This window comes from Saccharopolyspora rhizosphaerae (genome assembly GCF_003931915.1).
GTDB classification, from domain to species: Bacteria; Actinomycetota; Actinomycetes; order Mycobacteriales; family Pseudonocardiaceae; genus Saccharopolyspora; species Saccharopolyspora rhizosphaerae.
The window spans coordinates 416,071-435,779 of the sequence record NZ_RSAA01000001.1 but is presented as its reverse complement, the minus strand read 5'-3'; the positions used below and the strand labels follow the sequence as shown (position 1 = coordinate 435,779).

At 71.1% G+C, this 19,709-nt stretch carries 15 protein-coding genes and 2 pseudogenes; 11 read left to right on the top strand and 6 right to left on the bottom strand.

The features are described 5' to 3' along the window. The first annotated feature begins 3 nt into the window (after positions 1–3). Entirely contained in the window at positions 4–1,146 is a 1,143-nt protein-coding gene (locus EIL87_RS02045; protein WP_125088375.1) for a thiolase family protein, read from the top strand. A gap of 89 nt (positions 1,147–1,235) precedes the next feature. Here EIL87_RS02045 and EIL87_RS02040 read toward each other — a convergent pair whose 3' ends face one another. Further along, positions 1,236–3,392, bottom strand: a complete 2,157-nt coding sequence (locus tag EIL87_RS02040) for an acyl-CoA dehydrogenase (protein WP_125088374.1) — start codon at positions 3,390–3,392, stop codon at positions 1,236–1,238. A 71-nt stretch (positions 3,393–3,463) separates the two neighbouring features. Next, on the bottom strand, positions 3,464–4,387 hold the full coding sequence (locus tag EIL87_RS02035; protein ID WP_125088373.1) for an oxygenase MpaB family protein: 924 nt from the start codon (positions 4,385–4,387) through the stop codon (positions 3,464–3,466). Positions 4,388–4,490: 103 nt separating this feature from the next. On the opposite strand from EIL87_RS02035, the gene EIL87_RS02030 reads away from it, so the two are divergent. Further along, positions 4,491–5,150 carry a TetR/AcrR family transcriptional regulator gene (locus EIL87_RS02030; RefSeq protein ID WP_125088372.1) on the top strand — a complete coding sequence of 220 codons (660 nt, stop codon included), beginning with the start codon at positions 4,491–4,493 and terminating at the stop codon, positions 5,148–5,150. Between the two features lie 44 nt (positions 5,151–5,194). Here EIL87_RS02030 and EIL87_RS27265 read toward each other — a convergent pair. Further along, positions 5,195–5,932: pseudogene (locus EIL87_RS27265) on the bottom strand (enoyl-CoA hydratase-related protein). Between the two features lie 75 nt (positions 5,933–6,007). After that, complete coding sequence (locus tag EIL87_RS02020; protein WP_125088371.1) at positions 6,008–7,198, bottom strand: thiolase family protein; 1,191 nt, start codon at positions 7,196–7,198, stop codon at positions 6,008–6,010. A gap of 131 nt (positions 7,199–7,329) precedes the next feature. Here EIL87_RS02020 and EIL87_RS02015 point away from each other — a divergent pair, with 131 nt between their 5' ends. Together EIL87_RS02015 and EIL87_RS02010 are read left to right on the top strand one after the other, a co-directional pair. Beyond that, positions 7,330–8,091 carry a 3-hydroxyacyl-CoA dehydrogenase gene (locus EIL87_RS02015; protein WP_125088370.1) on the top strand — a complete coding sequence of 254 codons (762 nt, stop codon included), beginning with the start codon at positions 7,330–7,332 and terminating at the stop codon, positions 8,089–8,091. A gap of 74 nt (positions 8,092–8,165) precedes the next feature. Then, a complete protein-coding gene (locus tag EIL87_RS02010; RefSeq protein ID WP_125088369.1) occupies positions 8,166–8,801 on the top strand; it encodes a TetR/AcrR family transcriptional regulator in 636 nt (211 codons plus the stop codon). Positions 8,802–9,189: 388 nt separating this feature from the next. Here the strand turns inward: EIL87_RS02010 and EIL87_RS02005 are convergent. Beyond that, a pseudogene (locus EIL87_RS02005) lies at positions 9,190–10,222 on the bottom strand (alcohol dehydrogenase catalytic domain-containing protein). 244 nt (positions 10,223–10,466) lie between these two features. On the opposite strand from EIL87_RS02005, the gene EIL87_RS02000 reads away from it, so the two are divergent. From EIL87_RS02000 to EIL87_RS01990, 3 genes are all read left to right on the top strand, one after another. Beyond that, the gene (locus EIL87_RS02000; RefSeq protein WP_125088368.1) at positions 10,467–11,270 is read left to right on the top strand and encodes a siderophore-interacting protein; all 804 of its coding nucleotides are present in this window, start codon (positions 10,467–10,469) and stop codon (positions 11,268–11,270) included. 415 nt (positions 11,271–11,685) lie between these two features. Then, positions 11,686–12,630: a ring-cleaving dioxygenase gene (locus EIL87_RS01995; RefSeq protein WP_125088367.1), complete on the top strand. Its 945-nt coding sequence runs from the start codon at positions 11,686–11,688 to the stop codon at positions 12,628–12,630. Positions 12,631–12,781: 151 nt separating this feature from the next. Then, positions 12,782–14,056, top strand: coding sequence for a NupC/NupG family nucleoside CNT transporter (locus EIL87_RS01990; protein WP_199740152.1), 1,275 nt, complete (start codon positions 12,782–12,784; stop codon positions 14,054–14,056). 49 nt (positions 14,057–14,105) lie between these two features. Here EIL87_RS01990 and EIL87_RS01985 read toward each other — a convergent pair whose 3' ends face one another. Then, positions 14,106–14,570 carry a MarR family winged helix-turn-helix transcriptional regulator gene (locus tag EIL87_RS01985; RefSeq protein ID WP_125088366.1) on the bottom strand — a complete coding sequence of 155 codons (465 nt, stop codon included), beginning with the start codon at positions 14,568–14,570 and terminating at the stop codon, positions 14,106–14,108. Between the two features lie 94 nt (positions 14,571–14,664). Between EIL87_RS01985 and EIL87_RS01980 the strand changes: the two genes are divergently transcribed. The 4 genes from EIL87_RS01980 to EIL87_RS01965 all read left to right on the top strand — a co-directional run bounded on the left by EIL87_RS01980 (position 14,665) and on the right by EIL87_RS01965 (position 19,648). Beyond that, positions 14,665–15,195 (top strand): phenolic acid decarboxylase, encoded by a 531-nt coding sequence (locus tag EIL87_RS01980; RefSeq protein WP_125088365.1) that lies wholly within the window; start codon positions 14,665–14,667, stop codon positions 15,193–15,195. 27 nt (positions 15,196–15,222) lie between these two features. Then, positions 15,223–16,782 (top strand): AMP-binding protein, encoded by a 1,560-nt coding sequence (locus tag EIL87_RS01975; RefSeq protein WP_125088364.1) that lies wholly within the window; start codon positions 15,223–15,225, stop codon positions 16,780–16,782. A gap of 16 nt (positions 16,783–16,798) precedes the next feature. After that, positions 16,799–17,557: an SDR family NAD(P)-dependent oxidoreductase gene (locus EIL87_RS01970; protein ID WP_125088363.1), complete on the top strand. Its 759-nt coding sequence runs from the start codon at positions 16,799–16,801 to the stop codon at positions 17,555–17,557. A gap of 84 nt (positions 17,558–17,641) precedes the next feature. Beyond that, positions 17,642–19,648 carry a neutral/alkaline ceramidase gene (locus EIL87_RS01965; protein ID WP_125088362.1) on the top strand — a complete coding sequence of 669 codons (2,007 nt, stop codon included), beginning with the start codon at positions 17,642–17,644 and terminating at the stop codon, positions 19,646–19,648. Positions 19,649–19,709 lie beyond the last annotated feature (61 nt).

Below are 19,709 nucleotides of genomic sequence, written 5' to 3'. Positions count from 1 at the left end.
GTCATGAGGGATGCCGTCATCGTCGACGCCGTCCGCACACCCATCGGCAAGCGCGGCGGATCGCTCTCCGGCGTCCACCCGCAGGACCTGTCCGCGCAGGTGCTGACAGCGCTGGTGGAACGCACCGGAGTCGATCCCTCCACTGTGGATGACGTGGTCTGGGGCTGCGTGTCGCAGGTGGGGGACCAGTCCAGCAACATCGGCCGGTTCGCGGCCCTGGCCGCAGGATGGCCGGAGCACGTCCCAGGCCAGACGATCAACCGGGCGTGCGGCTCCAGCCAGCAGGCGCTGGACTCCGCAGCGCACGCGGTCATGGCCGGTCAGCAGGACCTCGTCGTGGCCGGCGGTGTCGAATCCATGAGCCGGGTGCCGCTCGGATCGGCCCGCGCCACCGGCCAGCCCTACGGGCCCGCGGTGACCGAACGCTACGACGGGTTCGCGTTCAACCAGGGCATCGGAGCCGAGCTGATCGCCGAGCGGTGGGGCTTCTCCCGCCAGCGGCTCGACGAGTACTCGGCGTCCTCGCACGCCAAGGCCGCGGAGGCCGTCGACCGGGGGCTCTTCGACGACCACGTCGTCCCGATCGACGTCGAGGGCACGAAGTTCAGCGCTGACGAGGGTCTGCGCCGGGGCTCTTCGCCGGAGAAGCTGGCCGGGCTCAAGCCGGCTTTCAAGGAAGACGGCGTGATCCACGCCGGGAACTCCTCGCAGATCTCCGACGGCGCGGCGGCGCTGCTGATCACCACCTCCGAGCGCGCGCGAGAGCTGGGCCTGCGGCCGATCGCGCGGTACCACAGCGGAGCGGTCAGCGGCGCGGACCCGATCACGATGCTCACCGGCCCGATCCCGGCGACGGAGAAGGTCCTGCGCCGTTCCGGCCTGTCGATCGACGACATCGGCGCCTACGAGGTGAACGAGGCGTTCGCGCCGGTCCCGCTGGCCTGGCTGGTCGACACCGGCGCCGATCCCGAGCGGCTGAACCCGCTCGGCGGAGCCATCGCCGTGGGCCACCCGCTCGGCGGCTCCGGCGCCATCCTGATGACCCGCTTGCTGGCCCGCATGCGGCAGCAGGAGCTGCGCTACGGCTTGCAGACCATGTGCGAGGGAGGCGGCACGGCTAACGCCACGATCGTCGAGCGCCTTTGAGCTGATCCCCCAGGCGGGGGATCGCTGATCACCGGCTTCGGGAGGCGGGGGTGGAGGTCCCGGTGAGGACCCACCCCCGCCTCGTCGTGTCACTTGATCAGCGGGTCGCGGGGGAGCCCGAGGATGCGTTCGCCGATCTGGTTGCGCTTGATCTCGCTGGTGCCGCCGGCGATGGAGAGACCGCGGTGCAGCAGCGCGAGCGCCCCGCTGAAGGCACCCGGGCCGTCGAGGTAGACCGAGTCCGGGCCGGTGAGGGCGTTCAGGATGGCGGCGGCCTCGTGGCCCAGCTCGGAGAGCACGAGCTTGGTGATGGCTCCTTCCGGACCGGGCTCGCCTCCGGCGACGGCGCGGTGCGCCGAGCGCATGTTGAGCATGTCCATGGCGTGGTGCTCAGCCGCGTACCGGCCGATGCGGGCGGCGCCGCCGGGGAGCCGTTCGGGGTGGGCGTCGAGGTGCGGGACCATCGCCGAGGCCGGGGTCGACATCGTGCTGCCCTGACCGCCGCCGATGCTGACGCTCTCGTTGCCGAGCGTGGCGCGCGCGACCGTCCAGCCGCCGTTGATCGGTCCGACGACGTCCTCGTCGGGCACGAAGACGTCCTCGAAGAATACCTCGTTGAACTCCGAGGCGCCCGAGGGCATCTTGATGGGCCGCACCTCGACGCCCTCGGCGTGCATGTCGATGACCATCATCGTGATGCCCTGGTGCTTGGGGACGTCCGGATCGGTCCGCACGGTCGCGAAGCCCATGCCCGCCTTGTGAGCACCGCTCGTCCACACCTTCTGGCCGTTGATCCGCCAACCGCCCTCGACCCGGGTGGCGCGGGTCTTGATGCCGGCCGCGTCCGAGCCGGCCGCGGGTTCGCTGAACAGCTGGCACCAGATCACGTCCTGCCGCAGAGCGGGCCCGACCCAGCGGGAGACCTGCTGCACGGTGCCGTGCTGGACCAGGGTGAGGATCACCCAGCCGGTGATGCCGTAGGAGGGGCGTTCCACCCCGGCCTCGGCGAACTCCTGCTCGACGACCAGCTGCTCGACGGCTCCGGCCGAGCGGCCGTAGGGCTCGGGCCAGTGCGGCACCGCGTAGCCGGTCTCGATGAGGCGTTCCTTCTGCCGGTCCTGGGGCAGCGCGGCGATCTCCTCGGCGAGGGCGCGGACCTCCGCGCGGAGCTCTTCGGCCTCGGGCGGCAGTTCGACGGTCCGGGCGCGCGTGGTGCCGCGGCGGGTGAGGTCGGTGAGCTCGGCCGCGGCCTCGTCGGCGTTCAGCAGCGCGAGCAGAGCCGTGGACCGGCGCATGTACAGGTGCGCGTCGTGCTCCCAGGTGATGGCGATCCCGCCGTGCACCTGGGTGGCGAGGTTGGCGCACAGGTCCGCCGCCGGTGCCGCGAGCGCGGCGGCCGCCGCGGCGGCGAAGGCCAGCTGGTCACCACCGGTCTGAGCGGCGCGGGCGGCGTCCCAGGCCGCGCTGGTGACCAGCTCGGTCGCGACGGCCATGTTCGCGCAGTGGTGCTTGACGGCCTGGAAGGTGCCGATCACGCGACCGAACTGCTCGCGCTCCCGGGCGTAGCCGGCGGCGAGTTCGGTGCACTGCCGCGCGACCCCGGCGGCCTCGGCGGACAGGACGACGCGCGCACGGTCGACCAGCGCCCGGCGTCCGCCGGGCAGCACGGTGACCGGTGCGGCCTCCAGCGCGATCCGCGCCGAGCGCCGGGACGGGTCGAGGTTCGCGGGCACCTCCGCGGAGACCCCGTCACCGACCTCGACCACCACGGCGTCGTCACCGGCCGGCAGCACCAGCAGGGTCGCGAGTCCGCCTCCCAGCACGGCCGGGGCGGTTCCCGTTGCGGTCCCGCCGGACACCTCCACCTCGGCGTCCAGCGCCACCCCGGCCGGTGCGGAACCGTCGGCCAGGCCGGGCAGGAACCGCTTCTTCGCCGCGTCGTCGCCGATCGCGTCGATCACCGCGGAGGCGATCACGGTCGGTGCGAACGGACCCGGCGCGACGGACCGTCCCATCTGCTCGGCGACGACGGCGGTTTCCTCCAGCCCGAAACCCGCTCCGCCGAACTCCTCGGGCAGGTGCAGGCCCAGCCAGCCCAGTTCAGCGGCCTCCTGCCAGAACGCGGGGAGGGTCTCGGACTCCGACTCCAGCAGGTCCCGGCTCGCTCCTCGGGCCTCCCGCTGCGCCAGCAGGTCGGAGGCCGTGTCAGCCAGGAGCCGGTGATCTTCGTTGATCGCGATCGACATGACTCGAGCGTAGGTTGGCGAACCTGTCGGCGATACCCGCGAACGAAGGTCGTCGCCGCGAATTCCCTTGCTCAGAGCGGACGCTCGGCGAGGGAGCGGCGAAAGGCTTCCTCGGCGCGGTGGGCCCGCCGGGCCCGGTAGGCGATGGGGAAGTAGCGCAGCCGTTCCGGCAGCAACGGGACGACCGCGGCGATGACGCGGCCGAGCAGGCGCAGCTTGCGCTCGTCGGAGCGGGTCCAGTTTAGGCCGAGCTTGGCGCGGGCCGCCTCGGGCAGGGTCCCGACGGTCACGAAGTGCTGCAGGCGGCCCGGGAGGTGCGCGGCGGCGCGCCACAGCGGGCGCAGCACCCGCGGCACCGTCAGCGGCGGCGGGATCGTGCGCGAGGCCCTGAGGAAGTCGTGGACGGTGGGGTGCGCGACGAGCGGGGACTTCACGATCTCGTCGAAGCGGGCCAGGTAGTCGTCGTAGGTCGGCGGGATCTCCTTCTCGACCACGTGCAGGTTGCGCATCAGCTGCTTCAGCTCGCCGTAGACCGACTCGCGCTCGACCGCTGCGAGCGGGCGCCGGGAGAAGTAGCGAGCTCCGGTGGTGAACGCGTACGGCGCGGTCAGGGTGATCCACGCCCAGGGCCCGGAGGCCAGCGCGTGGTGGGTGACGCCGGCGGCGTCGGTGGACTTCAGCGGAGCGTGCATGGCGCGCAGCCGGTCGCCCTCGGCCAGCGCCTCCTCGCCGCCGTAGACCCAGGTCTGCACCGAGGCGATGCTGCGCGAGGCCCGGCCGATCGCGTCGGTGCGGAACACCGAGTGCTCGTCGACCACCGCTCCCACCGAGGGGTGCATGAGCTGCAGAGCGAAACCCGCCCCGGTGGTCAGCGAGAAGGTGATCAGACCGGCGTGGTCCCAGAGGTAGGAGCCGGGGCCGAACGGCCGGCGTCGTGGGGTCGGTTCGACGGGTCGCTGGTCGACGAGTGGCGGGCCGTCGGCGGTCTGGCTCATGGGACGTGCTCCTCGCAGCCGATCTGGTGGACGCTGTCACCACAAAATCTGGTGCGACTGTCCACCAGATTGCGTTCGAGGTCAAGGGTGAGAGGATCGCGGGGTGACGACCTCGGCCCGCTACTACCGCGGCGAATCCCCGGAACAACGCCGGGCGCAGCGCCGCGCAGCACTGCTCGACGCCGCTCTCGATGCGCTCACCTCGGGCGGCTGGGAGCGGGTCACGGTGCGCGGTGTGTGCGCCAAGGCCAAGCTCAACGACCGCTACTTCCACGAGAACTTCCGCGACCGCGACGAACTCCTGCTCGCCGTCCTCGACGAGGTCACCGCGGAGTGCACGCGCGTCGTGGTCGAGGCGCTGGAGGGCACGTCGCAGGACGTCCGGCTGCGCGTCCGCGCGGTCGTCGAGGCCGGGATCGCTTTCCTGGAGGAAGATCCGCGACGCGGCAGGCTGCTCGTCGAGTCCCAGGCGACCGAGGTGCTCCGCGAGCGACGCTCGGCGACCATCCGGATGCTCGCCACCATCGCGGCCGATCAAACCCGGGAACTGCTCGGCGACCAGGCGCCACCCGCCCAGGACGCCGAACTGCTGGGGCTCACGCTGGTCGGCGGCGCCTTCGAGGTGTTCACCATGTGGATCAGGGGTGATCTCCCGGTGACGCGGGAGCACTTGGCCAGCTTCCTGGTCGCCCTCCTGCTGACCAACACCGACCTGGCCGCCGCGCTCGACCGGGAAACCCAAGCCCTCGGCGAGGTGCGGTGAGCTGCCCGTGCCCGCGCCACGGGGCGTGACGCGAGCACGGACCGTCAGCGGCCTTGGAACTGCGGTGTGCGCTTCTCGCGGAAGGCCGAGGCCCCCTCGGCGAAGTCGTGCGACTCGAAGAGGGCGAGCTGGCCTTCCCGCTCGGTCTCCAGCGCTGTGTCCAGCGTGGACAGCGACGTCGCGTCGAGGGCGCGTGTGATCCGCGGGTAGGCGGCCGCGGGACCGGCCTCCAACTTGGCGATGAGCTTGGCAACCTCCGCGGAGAAGTCCTCATCGCTCGTCGCCTTGGTGACCAGTCCCCAGTCGAAGGCCGTTGCGGCGTCGACGCGTTCGCCGAGCACGGCCATCCGCATGGCCCGTGCTCGCCCGACCGAGGCGGGCACGAGCGCCGTCGAACCGCCGTCGGGCATGAGCCCGACGTGCGCGAAGGCCAGCAGGAAGTACGCCGAGGACGCGGCCAGGGTGAGGGTCGGCGGCCAGTGCGATCGACGCGCCGAAACCCACGGCCGGGCCGTTCACCGCGGTCAGCACCGGTGGGGCGCCGCGCGGATGGCGCGGATCAGCCGGTTGGCCGCGTCGAGCGTGGCTTCGCCGACCGCCTGCTCCGGGTAGACCTCCTCCAGGTCCGCTCCGGCGCTGAAGGCGGGCCCCTGACCGGTGATGAGGATGACACGCACGGCGGGACCGCCGGCGGCCTCCTCGATCACCGAGGCGGCGCCGAGCACCATCTCGCCGGTCAGGGCGTTGAACGCGTCGGGGCGGTTCCAGCTGAGGCGCAACACCGCGCCGTCGCGTTCGACCAGCAGGTCGTACGTGGAAGTCGTGGACACACGTCGCCTTTCGACAGCCGAGGCGGCTCAGAGCCGTTCGACGAGGGTGGCGTTGGCCATGCCGCCGCCTTCGCACATGGTCTGCAGCCCGTACCGCCCGCCGGTGGCCTGCAAGTGGTTGACCAGCGTGGTCAGGATCCGGGTGCCGGAGGCGCCCAGCGGGTGGCCCAGCGCGATCGCGCCACCGCGCGGGTTGAGCCGCGCCGGGTCGGCGTCGAACTCCCGCTGCCACAGGAGCGGCACCGGCGCGAACGCCTCGTTGACCTCGTAGGCGTCGATGTCGTCGATCGAGACCCCCGAGCGCTCGAGCAGCTTCTGGGTGGCCGGGACGACGCCGGTGAGCATGAGCAGCGGATCGCTGCCGGTCACGGCGAAGCTGTGGAACCGCGCCTTCGGCTGCAGGCCGAGCGCGCGTGCCTTGGCCTCGCTCATGATGAGCACCGCCGAGGCCCCGTCGGTCAGCGGCGAGGAGTTGCCCGGGGTGATGCGCCAGTCGATCTCCGGGAAGCGCTGCGCCAGCGCGTCGTTGGCGAACGAGGGGCGCAGCCCCGAGAGCCCTTCGGCGGTGGTGGACACGCGCACGGTCTCGTCGGCGTTCGCGGTGTGCTCGGTGCCGTCCTCGCCGGTGACGGTGATCGGCAGGACCTCGTCGTCGAAGGCGCCGCCGGCGGCGGTCAGGGCGGCGCGGGCGTGCGAGCGCGCGGAGAACTCGTCGAGCTCGTCGCGGCCGAACTTCCACCGCGCGGCGATCAGCTCAGCTGAAACACCTTGGTTGACAAGACCTTCCGGGTAGCGCTCCGCGACCGACGGCCCGAAGGGCTTGGTGCCCATCGGAGCCGTGCCCATGGGCACGCGGCTCATCGACTCCACACCGCAGGCGATCACCACGTCGTAGGTCCCGGACAGCACGCCCTGCGCGGCGAAGTGCGCGGCCTGCTGGCTGGAACCGCACTGCCGGTCGATGGTCGTGGCGGGCACGGACTCGGGGAACCCGGCGCCCAGCACGGCGTTGCGCGTGATGTTTAGCGCCTGCTCGCCGGCCTGGCTGACGCAGCCGCCGATGACGTCGTCGACCTCGCCCGGGTCGATGCCGGTCCGCTCGACGAGGCCGCGCAGCGTGCGGGTGAGCAGTTCAGCGGGGTGGATGCCGGACAGCTGCCCTCCGGGCTTGCCCTTGCCTGCCGGGGTTCTCATCGCGTCGACGATGACGGCGTCCATGGCGCTCCTCCTTCGATGGTCTACTGAACGATCGCTAAGCGAGTCGGAAGTGTCAACCTGCACGCGGGTCTTGGTTACTTAGCGTTCGCTCAGTACACTGCGGGCAGTCGGTCGAGAAGTGAGGAGTGGAAGTGGACATCAAGGATGCTGTCGCGCTGGTGACCGGTGGTGCTTCCGGGCTGGGGCTGGCGACGGTGAAGGAACTCCACGGCCAGGGTGCGAAGGTCGTCATCGTAGACCTGCCGTCCTCGCAGGGCGAAACCGTGGCCAAGGAGCTCGGCGACGGCGTCGTGTTCGCCGCCGCCGACGTCACCGACGAGGAGCAGGTCACCGCGGCGCTCGACGCGGCGGACTCGCTGGGACCACTGCGGGTCGCGGTGAACTGCGCGGGCATCGGCAACGCCGCCAAGACCGTCGGCAAGCAGGGCGCCTTCCCGCTGGCCGACTTCACCAAGGTCATCAACGTCAACCTCATCGGCACCTTCAACGTGCTGCGGTTGGCCGCCGAGCGGATGTCCCGGGTCGACCCGGTCGGCGAGGAGCGCGGGGTCATCGTCAACACCGCGTCGGTGGCCGCCTTCGACGGTCAGGTCGGGCAGGCCGCCTACTCGGCGTCGAAGGGCGGGATCGTCGGCATGACGCTGCCCATCGCGCGCGACCTGGCGAACCTGAAGATCCGGGTCACCACGATCGCGCCGGGCCTGTTCCACACGCCGCTGTTCGCCACGCTGCCCGAGGAGGCCATCGACTCGCTCGGTGCGCAGGTGCCGCACCCCTCGCGGCTGGGCGACCCCACCGAGTACGGATCGCTGGTGCGCCACATCGTCGAGAACCCGATGCTCAACGGTGAGACCATCCGTCTCGACGGTGCCATCCGGATGGCGCCCCGCTGAGCGAGGCCCGAACCGGCCGGCGCCCGGCGCCGGCCGGTAAGGTCCCCCGCGAGCGGGGGAGAGGGAGAGACGTCATGGCTCAGCCGAACGCGGAACCCGAGACCGGGGCCGGGTGGCGGGAGTTCGGACCGCTGGAACTCACGCCGATCCTCGACGCGGCCTTGGACGAGTTCCGGGAGAGCGGCTTCCACGGCGCGACCGTGCGGCAGATCGCGCGTCGCGTCGGCATGACGGTTCCCGCGCTGTACTACCACCACGAGAACAAGGAAGGGTTGCTCGTCGCCCTCCTGGAGCTGGGCACCAGCGAGGTCGCCTGGCGGGTGCGCGCCGCCGCCGACGAGTCTCCCGGGCGTCCCCGCGAGCAGTTCGTCAGCGTCATCGAAGCCATCGTGCTGCACATGGCCTACCGGTTCCGGCTGGCCGCCATCGACAGCGAGATGCGCTACCTCTCGACCAGCAACCGCCGCCGCTACGGCGCTCGTCGCAAGGCGGTGGAGAACGTCCTCACCGAGGTCATCGAGATGGGCTGCGAGGACGGCACCTTCTTCGTCGACGACCCGGTCGAGACTTCCCGCGCGCTGCTGGGCATGTGCCAGTCGGTCGCCCGCTGGTACCACCCCGACGGCCCGCTGAGCCCCGAGGAGCTCGCGGCCCGCTACGTCGACATCGCCCTGATGACCGTGGGCGCCCACCCCCGCCTCCAGCGCTGACCTGGACCACCGTCCGCCCCACCCTCCTCTGACCGGGGTGGAGCAACCCCGCCCGAGCCCCCTGCACCGGGCCGGAGCGTCCAGATTCCGCGCGAAGTTCGACGGCGGAAGCTCCCCCTCGAACTTCGCGAGAAGTTCGACCCCCGAAGAGCCCCCTCGAAGTTCTCGCGAAGTTCGAAGGGGGCCCAGGAGGGGTGGGGCGCGCCGCGGGTTCTGCAGAGCTGCACGGTCATCCCGGCAGGGCTTGTGCTGCGGTGTGGCGTAGCGCGGTCGCGGGGGTCCTCCGTCGGATCGCCGTGCACCGGGCCACGGACCAGGGTGGCGCGCGGAGTCCGTGGTGTCGCGGTGGTTCCGCAGGCCGTGGTGCCGCCGTGCAGAGCTGGCGCTGCTAGGGCTTGACCATGACCTTGAGGGAGCGGCGTTCGGACATGGCGCGGTAGGCGTTGGGGGCTCCTTCGACGTCCACCGCGTCGTCGAAGACCTTGCCGGGTTCGACGCGTCCTTCCAGGACGTCGGGCAGCAGGCGCTCGATGTAGGCGCGGGCGGGGGCGACGCCGCCGGTGAGCGTCACGTTGTTCATGAACAGGTCGAGACCGACGTTGGCCTCGGTGTACTGCGGAACCCCGACGCGGCTGATCGCTCCGCCGGGCCGCGCGACGCCGATCGCCATGTCGTAGGCGTTCTCGTAGCCGACGGCTTCCAGCACCGCGTGCGTGCCGTCACCCCCGGTGAGCTCCCGGACCCTGGCGATCCCTTCCTCGCCGCGCTCGGGAACGACGTCGGTGGCCCCGAACTCCACGCCGAGGTTCGTGCGGTCCTCGTGCCGTCCCATGAGGATGACCAGGTCGGCGCCCAGGAGTCGGGCGGACAGCACCGCGGACAGGCCGACCGCTCCGTCACCGATGACCGTCACCGTCTTGCCCTCCTGGACGCCGGCGCTGACGGCGGAGTGGTACCCGGTCGGGAAGACGTCGGACAGGCTCAGCAGCGACGGCAGCAGGGAGGAGTCCACTTCGGCCGGGACCGTGACCAACGTGCCGGGGGTGCGGGACGCGAACCGCCTCGGCTTGACCGCCTCCGACCCCGCCGGTTCCCCACACCCCACCGCGCCGGCAGGAGCTGTGCAGTCCCTCCCGGCAGAACTCGCAGGTGCCGTCCGAGAACATGAAGGGCGCGATCACCACGTCGCCCTTGCTCACACCGTCCACTTCGGAGCCGAGGTTCTCGACGACGCCGAGGAACTCGTGCCCCATCGGCGCTCCCTGCTCCGAGGGCGGCATGGTGTGGTACGGGTGCAGGTCGCTGCCGCACACGCAGGCGCGCAACACGCGCACGACCGCGTCGGTCGGTTCTTGCAGCACCGGGTCGGGCACGTCCTCCACGCGCACGTCGCCCGCTCCGTACATCATCGTCGCACGCATCGCGGCACTGGCCCTTCGTCGTCGAGTGCGAGATCAGCGAACCGCATGCCGGGAAGCTCCGGAGCGCCTGTTCATCCCGGTACTCTGCGGGACTCCCCACGAGGTCGCCAGCTGGTAGCAGCGGGGATGAGCGGCTCTCGAGGAACCCGATCGACCGGGGGCCCAGCGGGCCGGAGTGGCGCTGCCGAGCGCCGCGTGGATGGGTTAGGCTGACCTAATCTCGTGAGCGCGTGTGAGGAGATCGATGGCCACCTGCCTGACCGTGACCAGCGCGGAGATGGTGACTTCGCGGGTACGGCGACTGTGGTTCCGCAGCGACGACCTGTCCGCCTTCGCCGACAGCGTGCACACGGACCGGTACGTCAAGCTGGTCTTCCCCAAGGAGGGCGTGACCTACCCGGAGCCGCTGGACGTCAAGGCGATGCGCGGCACCGTCCCGGCCGAGGACATGCCCACCGTGCGCACGTTCACGGCGCTGTTCCCGGACGTCGAGCGGGGCACCATGGCCATCGACTTCGTCATGCACGGGGACCAGGGCGTGGCCGGTCCGTGGGCGGCCCGGGCCGAGCCGGGTGACCGGCTGATCGTCAACGGTCCGGGCGGTGCCTACCGGCCCGACCCGGAGGCCGACTGGCACCTGCTGGCCGGTGACGAGGCTGCGCTGCCGGCGATCTCCGCGGCCCTTCGCGCGATGCCCGCCGACGCGGTGGTGCGCGTCGTGCTGCTCGTCGACTCCCCGGCCGAAGCGCCCGAGCTGCCGCTGCCGCAGGACGGCGAGGTCGACTTCATCTACCGCTCGGACGTCGGCGAGGACGGCGCGCTGGAGAAGGCGGTGCGCGAGCTGGAGTGGCTGCCGGGTCGCGTGCACGCCTTCGTGCACGGCGAGGCCCACGAGGTCATGCGCCGCGTCCGGCCGTACCTGTTCCGCGAGCGCGGCGTCGCGCGGGAGCAGGCGTCGATCTCGGGGTACTGGCGGCGCGGCCGTGACGAAGAGGCCTTCCGCGAGTGGAAGGCGGAGTTCGCCAAGTCCGAGGGCGCAGCCCGCTGATCAGCTCTCACCTTGGTGGCGCCCGGCCAGAGCCGGGCGCCACCTGCGGCTCGGCCGAGTCCGGCCGCCCTCAGCAAGCCCCTCGAACCAGCGGTCGGCTCTGACGTCCCGGGTCCCGCGTTGCGGGGGCCACGCGTGCTCCTGGCGCACCGGCTCTGAGCACGCGCGGGGCGTGCCCAGCGCTCGGTGATCGGGCTTCGGCCGTCCCGGGCTCTTCGCGCTCCTCCAGGGTGAGGGCGCTGCGACGACCTCGACGTTCCTGGCCGGGGGTGGCATCCTCCTCTGCGCGCCGCGGTGCCTGCGGGAACCGCCTCGGTGCCGCAGCACCCGGACAGTCTTGCGCGAAATCATCTTGAGCGAAAGATATATTACTGTTAATGTCTTCCTTGGCAGTTGAGGGAGGCAGGAGGCCGTCATGGCGATCAAGACCAGCGGGTTGCACCACGTCACCGCGATCGGCGAGAACCCGCAGCACAACGCGGACTTCTACCGGCGCACGCTGGGGTTGCGCCTGGTCAAGACGACGGTCAACTTCGACCTGCCGAGCGTGTACCACCTCTACTACGGCGACACCGCCGGTCAGCCGGGCTCGCTGCTGACCTTCTTCCCGTGGGAGTCGATCGAGGACGGCCGGACCGGCTCCGGGCAGGCCACCACGACCGCGTTCTCCGTCCCGCCGAACTCCATCGGGTGGTGGAAGCAGCACCTGGATGCGGCCGGTGTCGAGACGACGCGGGTGACCAACCGCGACGCGGAGGACGTCCTCGGCTTCCGCGATCCCGACGGACTGGAGCTCGCCCTGGTGGCGCACCCGCAGGGCGACCCGCGCGACCCGTGGGACACCCCGTCGGTGCCGGCGGAGCACGCCGTCCGCGGGCTGCACTCGGTGACCATGACCGTCGCACGCGAAACCGACACGGCCGACCTGCTCGTCGACGGGCTCGGCTTGGAGTTCCGGCACCAGGACGGCGACCGGTTGCGCTTCGCCGCCGGTGACGGCGGTCCGGGGGCGCTGGTGGACGTCCGGGTGGACCCGACCGCCCCGGAGGGCTTCGTGGCCGGCGGGACCGTGCACCACGTCGCCTGGCGCGCGCCCGACGCGGCCACCCAGCAGCTGTGGCGCGAGGAGCTCGTCGAGCGCGGGCTGGAGGTCACCGAGATCCGCGACCGGCAGTACTTCACGTCGATCTACTTCCGCGAACCCGGTGGTGTGCTGCTCGAGCTCGCGACCGATGGCCCCGGTTTCGACATCGACGAACCGCTCCTGGAGCTCGGCCGCGACCTGAAGCTGCCGCCGTGGCTGGAACCGACCCGTGAGGACGTCGAGAACGCGCTGCCCCCGCTCGAAATCCCCGAGTGAGTGCACTGTGGAGCTTCGAGTGCCCGTGACCAGCCGTTAGCGGAGTCACAAACACGCCACCCGGGTGCGTTCGCCTGGTTTCGCGTGCGAGCATCCCTCGAACCCAACGGCGCGTCGCGGCAGCGGCGGTTCGAGGAAAGGCTGGTTCCAGGTGCAGGTCTTGTGGGGCATCGGCGGCATGCTCGTCGTGCTGCTGCTGGCGTTCGCGATGTCCACCAACCGACGGGCGATCAACTACCGCACCGTGCTCGGGGCGCTCGCGATCCAGGTTCTCTTCGCCCTCGTCGTGCTGCGCTGGCCGCTGGGGGAGAAGGCGCTGGCCACGTTGGCCGCGGGCGTCACGAAGGTGATGGAGTCCTCCCAGGAGGGCATCGACTTCCTCGTCGGGCCGATCATGCCCTCCGAGGGCACGGTCGTGGCCTTCCAGGTGCTGCCGCTGATCATCTTCGTGTCCTCGCTGACCGCGGTCCTCTACCACCTGCACGTCTTGCAGTGGGTCGTGCGGATCATCGGTGGCGCGTTGCAGAAGGCGCTGGGCACCACGCGGGCGGAGTCGCTGAACGCGACCGGCAACATCTTCCTCGGCCAGACCGAGGCCCCGCTGCTGGTGCGGCCCTACCTCGCCGGCATGAGCCGCTCGGAGTTCTTCGCCGTCATGGTCGGTGGACTGGCGACCGTGGCCGGAACCGTCATGGTCGGCTACGCGATGCTGGGCGCGAAGCTGGAGAACCTCATCGCCGCCAGCTTCATGGCCGCGCCGGCGGGTCTGCTCATGGCCAAGCTGGTCATGCCGGAGACCAAGGACGGAACCACCTCCGACGACGCACCGGTGGCCCGCGACGACGAGGAGGCCGAGGGCGAGGAGTCCACGAAGGTCGCCTTCGGCACCGCCGCCCCCGCGCTGGAGGAGAAGCCGCGCAACGTCATCGACGCCGCCGCCACCGGCGCTTCCGACGGGCTCAAGCTCGCGCTCAACGTCGGCGCGATGCTCTTCGCGTTCGTCTCGCTGATCGCGCTGCTCAACCTCATCGTCGGCGCGGTCGGTGGCCTCTTCGGACTGCCGGACCTGACGCTGCAGCAGATCCTCGGCTACGTGTTCTCGCCGTTGATGTGGGTGATCGGCGTGCCGTGGCACGAGGCGGTCGCGGCGGGCGGTTTCGTCGGCGAGAAGCTGGTGATCAACGAGTTCGTCGCCTTCGGCGACTTCGGTCCGCAGGCGGGCGCCTTCAGCGAGAAGACCGCCACCATCGTCACCTTCGCGCTGACCGGGTTCGCCAACCTGGGTTCGCTGGCGATCCTGCTCGGCGGTCTCGGCGGGCTGGTTCCCAGCAAGCGCAGCTGGATCGCCCGGGACGGCCTCCGCGCGGTCTTCGCCGCGACGCTGGCCAACCTGCTCAGCGCCACGATCGCGGGCGTCCTCGCCTGACCGCTCCCGCTTCGAACGGCCCGTCGCGGCTCCTGCCGAGGCGGGCCGTTCAGCTTCCCGCCCGGATGTCCGAGTCCAAGGTGGCCGTCAGCGAGCGCAGCGCGGGCAGGGCCGCGTCGAGGCGTGCGCGTTCGCCGGGCGGCAGTTGGGCGAGGCTGCGCTGCAGAGCGGTGGCGCTGGCGCGGTCGTAGCGGTCGAGCAGGTCCAGCGCGGTCCGGGTGGCGCTGAGCCGTGCGGTGCGCGCGTCCTCGGGATCGGTGTCGCGGGCGACGAGTCCGGTGGCCCGCATCGCCTTGACCAGGTTGCTGATCGTCGACGGCGCGACCTGGAGCGCACCGGCCGCTTCGCGCGGGCTGAGCGAGCCCTCGGCGACCAGCAGGCGGAGCAGCTCGATCTGCGCCTCGGGGAGGTCGGGCAGGTCGGCGGCCTGGCGGGACAGCCGCAGCACGGCGCGGCGCAACGGCCCGAGCAGCCGGCTGAACTCGATGGCGGAGTCGTCGAGGTCGCTGGTCACGACGTCATTGTGCCCGACCCCACATTAGTTTTGCAGCAAAACAGGTTTGTAGCAAAAATTAAATGGCGGAAACCGGCACAACGAGGGGAGAGGCGTGAGCGAGCACCCGACCACGGTGGAGCAGCCGGTCCCGGAGCAGAACCTGTCCGGCATCGTCGGCCACCGCTTCACCTACACCTACGCCAACGGCTGGCAGTACGAGATGTACGTCAAGAACGCGACGACCATCGACTACCGCATCCACACCGGGCACGTCGGCGGTCGCTGGGTCAAGGACCAGGAGGTCGACCTGGTGCGGCTGACCCGCGGGGTCTACAAGGTGTCCTGGACCGAGCCGACCGGGACCTCGGTGTCGGTCAACGTGATCCCCGACGAGCGGGTCCTGCACGGCGTCATCTTCTTCCCGGAGTGGATCCGGCAGCACGGCGAGCGGACCGTGCTGTACCAGAACGACCACCTCGACGAGATGCGCGCCTACCGGGACGCCGGGCCGACCTACCCGATCTACGTCGTCCCGGAGTTCGCCCGCATCACCCTCTTCGAGCACGTCGGGGTCGATGACGAGACCGTCATCGCGACCGCTCCCGGCGACCTCCCGGCCGGTTGGGCCGACCGCGCGAACTGACTGGTTACCAAGCGATCGTTTGGTACGGTGCCTCTGGTCGTCGGTGCGGACGCGGGAGGCGAGATGCTGATCAGCGACGTGGTGGCCCTCGCCGCCAGGCGTGCGCCCGACGTCCCCGCGATGCACTTCGGGGACCTCACCTGGACCTTCGAAGAGCTGCGCGCGGCGACGTGCAGGCTGGCGCACGCACTCGCGGAGCTGGCTCGTCCTGGCGACCGCATCGCCGTGCTCGGCGAGAACGGTCCCGAGCACGTGCTGGCCTACTACGGGGTCCCGCTGGCCGGCATGGTGCTGCTGCCGGTGAACTACCGGCTCGCACCCGGCGAGGTCGTCGACCTGCTGGCCGACGCCAGGCCGACGGTGCTCATCACCGAGGCGCAGCACCTCGGCACGGCGCGCCGGGCGGCTGCCGAGGTGCCCTCGATCAGCACGGTCGTCACCGTCGACGGCAGCCACGGCGTGGCACTGCCGGACCTGCTCGAGGGCCGTCCGGAGGACGAACCCGAGCGCCCTGACGAGATCTCCGCGGCCTGGCTGCTCTACACCTCCGGCACCACCGGCCGCGCCAAAGGTGCCGTGCTGACCCACCGCAACGTCGTCGCCGGGGTGGTCAACGCCGTGCTGAGCTGGCCTCGCGCGGTCGAGCAGCGCCCGGTGGTGCTGGTGCCCTGGCCGTTGTGCCACGTCGCCGGTCACAACGTCCTGGTCGCGCACCTGGCCGCCGAAACCGTCGTGCTGCTGCGCCGGTACAGCACCGAAGGGTTCCTCGACGCGGTGCAGCGGCACCGCGTCACCGCCACCACGGTCGCGCCGACCATGCTGGAGATGCTGCTGCGCCACCCGGCGCTGGACACCGTCGACACCACGTCGATCACCCGCATCGGCTACGGGTCGGCGCCGATGCCCGTGGCCACGCTGCGCAAGGCCATGACCCGCTTCCCGAACGCGGGGTTCCGCGGGGGTTTCGGCATGACCGAACTCGCCGGAAACGTCCTGGCCCACGGGCCGGAGGAGCACCGGGCGGCGGCCGGCGGACGCCCGGAACTGCTGGCCTCAGCAGGAAGGCCGATGCTGCTCACGGCCGCCCGCACCGTCGACGACGACGGCGTCGAGTGCGGGCCCGACGAGGTCGGTGAACTGGAGGTCCGCGGCGACCAGGTCTTCTCCGGTTACTGGAACCGCCCCGAGGCGACCGCGGAAGCGTTCCGCGACGGGTGGTTCCGCACCGGCGACCTCGCCCGACGCGACGCCGAGGGTCGCTTCGCCATCGTCGACCGGCGCAAGGACATGATCCTCACCGGTGGTGAGAACGTCTACTCCCGCGAAGTCGAGGACGTCCTGCACCAGCACCCCGCGGTGTCGGCGGCGGCCGTCGTCGGAGCCCCGGACGAGCTGTGGGGCGAGCGCGTCGTGGCGGTCGTCCAGCCGGACGGCCACGAACCTCCCGCGGAGCAGGAGATCCGCGAGTTCTGCGCGGAGCACCTCGCCGGGTACAAGTGCCCGCGTCAGGTGCTGATCGTCCCCGAGCTGCCGCGCAACGCGGCGGGCAAGGTCCTCAAGCGCGAGCTCCAGCAGCGGGTTCGCTGAACTCAAGGAGGAGTCAGTGGAGATCAACGGCAAGAAGGCGGTCGTGTTCGGCGGAGCCTCGGGCATGGGCCGTGCCAGCGCGGAACTGCTCGCGGCGCAGGGCGCGTCGGTCGCGATCGCCGACCTCGCCGGCTCGGCGGGCGAGGAGGTCGCCCAGCAGCTGGGCGGGACCTTCCACCCCGTCGACGTCACCGACTTCGACGGTGTCGAGCGGGTGCTCGCCGCCGCCGTGGCCGACCTCGGTGGACTGCACATCACCGTCACCACGGCCGGAGGTGGCCTCGCGCAGCGGACCCTGGGCAAGCAAGGGCCGCACGACCTCGACGCCTTCCGCCGGATCCTGGACCTCAACACCGTCGCCACGTTCAACATCAGCCGTCTCGCCGCCGCGCACATGAACGCCAACGAACCCGAGGACGGCGAGCGCGGCGTCATCATCAACACCTCCTCGATCGCGGCCTTCGAAGGGCAGGTAGGCCAGGTCGCCTACACCGCGGCCAAGTCCGCCATCGCCGGGATGTGCCTGACCATGGCTCGCGACCTCGGGTCGATGGGCATCCGCGTGCTGGCCATCGCGCCCAGCCTGTTCGACACCGGGATCGTGCGGGGCGCGCCGGAGGAGAAGAAGGCGGCGCTGGTCAAGGACGCGGCGTTCCCGCGGCGGATGGGCCACCCGGAGGAGTACGCGAAGCTGGTGCGCGCCATCGTCGACAACCCGATGCTCAACGGCCAGTGCCTGCGCCTCGACGCCGGGCAGCGCTTCGCGCCGAAGTGAGATCTTGGCAGCAGATCATGATCGGCGTAGCCTGCTCGCGTCCATGAAGGTGAACATGCTTCACATTCACTGAGGAGCAGGCCCATGCCCGTTGCCCGGAGGCGAGTGCTGGCCACCGCCGCTGCCGCGCCGTTCGCCGCCACGACGTTCGGTCCCGCGGCTCTCGGCGCCGCTGCCTCCGCGCGGGGATCGACGGGGTACCGGATCGGTCGCGGAGTCGCCGACGTGACCGGCCCGGCCGCCGAGAACGGCATGATGGGCTACTCCATGCCGCAGCAGCAGACCGCCGGCGTCCACCTGCGCACGCTCGCGCGCGCTTTCCTGATCGATGACGGCGTGAACCGCGTGGTGTTCGTGACCGCTGAGCTCGGCGCGCTGTTCCAGTCGGTGCACCAGGAGGTCCTGCGGCGGCTGGGCGAGGCGTACGGCGATGTCTACACCGAGCAGAACGTGCTGCTCAACGCCACCCACACGCACGCCGCGTGCGGTGGTGACTCGCACTACGCCGCCTACGACCTGGCGACGCTCGGCTTCCAGCAGCAGGTCTTCGACGCGGTCGTGGACGGCGTCGTGGAGGCGATCGGCCGAGCGCACGACGACCTCGCGCCCGGCGCCCTCGCGGTCGGCCGGGCCGAGCTCACCGACGCGAGCGTCAACCGCTCCCGGAGCGCCTTCGACCTCAACCCGCCGCAGGACACCGCGCACTTCCCGCAGGCCATCGACCCGGCCGTGACCGTGCTGCGCTTCAGCCGGGACGGGCGCGACGTCGGCGCCATCGCGTGGTTCGCGACCCACGGCACCTCGATGACCAACGGCAACCACCTGATCAGCTCGGACAACAAGGGCTACGCCGCGTTCGCGTGGGAGCAGGACGATCCGGAGTTCGTGGCCTGCTTCGCCCAGACCAACGCCGGGGACATGTCCCCGAACCTGGAGCTGGATCCCGGTTCCGGCCCGACCGACGACGAGTTCGAGAACACCCGGATCATCGGCGAACGCCAGTTCCGCGCAGCGAAGCGGGCTTTCGACGCCGCCACCACGCCGGTGAGCGGGCCGGTCGGATCGCTGCTGTGCTACGTCGACCTCTCCGAGGTCACTGTGGACGGCCGGTTCACCCCGGACGGCAAGACGCACCGCACCTGCACCGCGGCGATCGGCGTGTCGATGCTGGCGGGGAGCACTGAGGACGGACCTGGGCTCCCGGTCGGCGAAGGTGTCCGCAACCCGCTGGCGGACTGGCTCGGCGGAACCGACGTGCCGATCCCGCCGGAGCTCGCCGACGAGCAAGCGCCCAAACCGGTGGCCGTCCCCTTCGGTGCGATGCAACCACATCCGTGGTGCCCGCAGGTGCTGCCGTTGCAGCTGATGCGCATCGGCGAGGTGCACCTGGTCGCCGGACCCGCCGAGTTCACGATCGTGGCGGGGCTGCGGATCCGCCGCAGCGTTGCCGCGGAACTCGGCGTTCCGCTGGAGAACGTGCTGGTGCAGGGCTACGCGAACGCCTACAGCCAGTACGTCACCACACCTGAGGAGTACGACGCCCAGCAGTACGAAGGCGCCTCGACGCTCTTCGGCCGCTACACGCTGCCCGCGTACCAGCAGGAGTTCACCAGGCTGGCAGCGGCGATGCGCGCCGGTCGGCGGGTCCCGCTCGGCCCGGTCCCGCCGGACATGACCGGCACGCTGCCGAACTTCCAGCCCGGCGTGGTCTTCGACGCGCCGCCACCCGGACGCGACTTCGGCGACGTGCTCACCGAACCCGCGACCGGGTACCACCGCGGTGAGCAGGTCGTGGTCGAGTTCGTCACCGGTCACCCCAAGAACGACCTGCACCGCGGCGGCACCTACGTCGAGGTGCAACGCTGGGTGCACGACCGGTGGCGGACGGTGGCCGACGACCGGCACTGGGCGACCAAGTACCATTGGAAGCGCAACGGCGTCGCATCTTCCACCGCGACCATCACGTGGGACATCCCGGCGGCTGTCCCATCAGGTCGGTACCGGATCGTCCACAGCGGAGATTGGAAGGCCGCGGGGTCCGGAGAGATCGCGCCGTTCAGCGGAACCAGCCGTGACTTCCGGGTGGCGTGAATCGAAGAGCTCCACCGCGTGCGTGGTCGAATCGTAATGTCCCAGCGCGGGAAATGCCGTG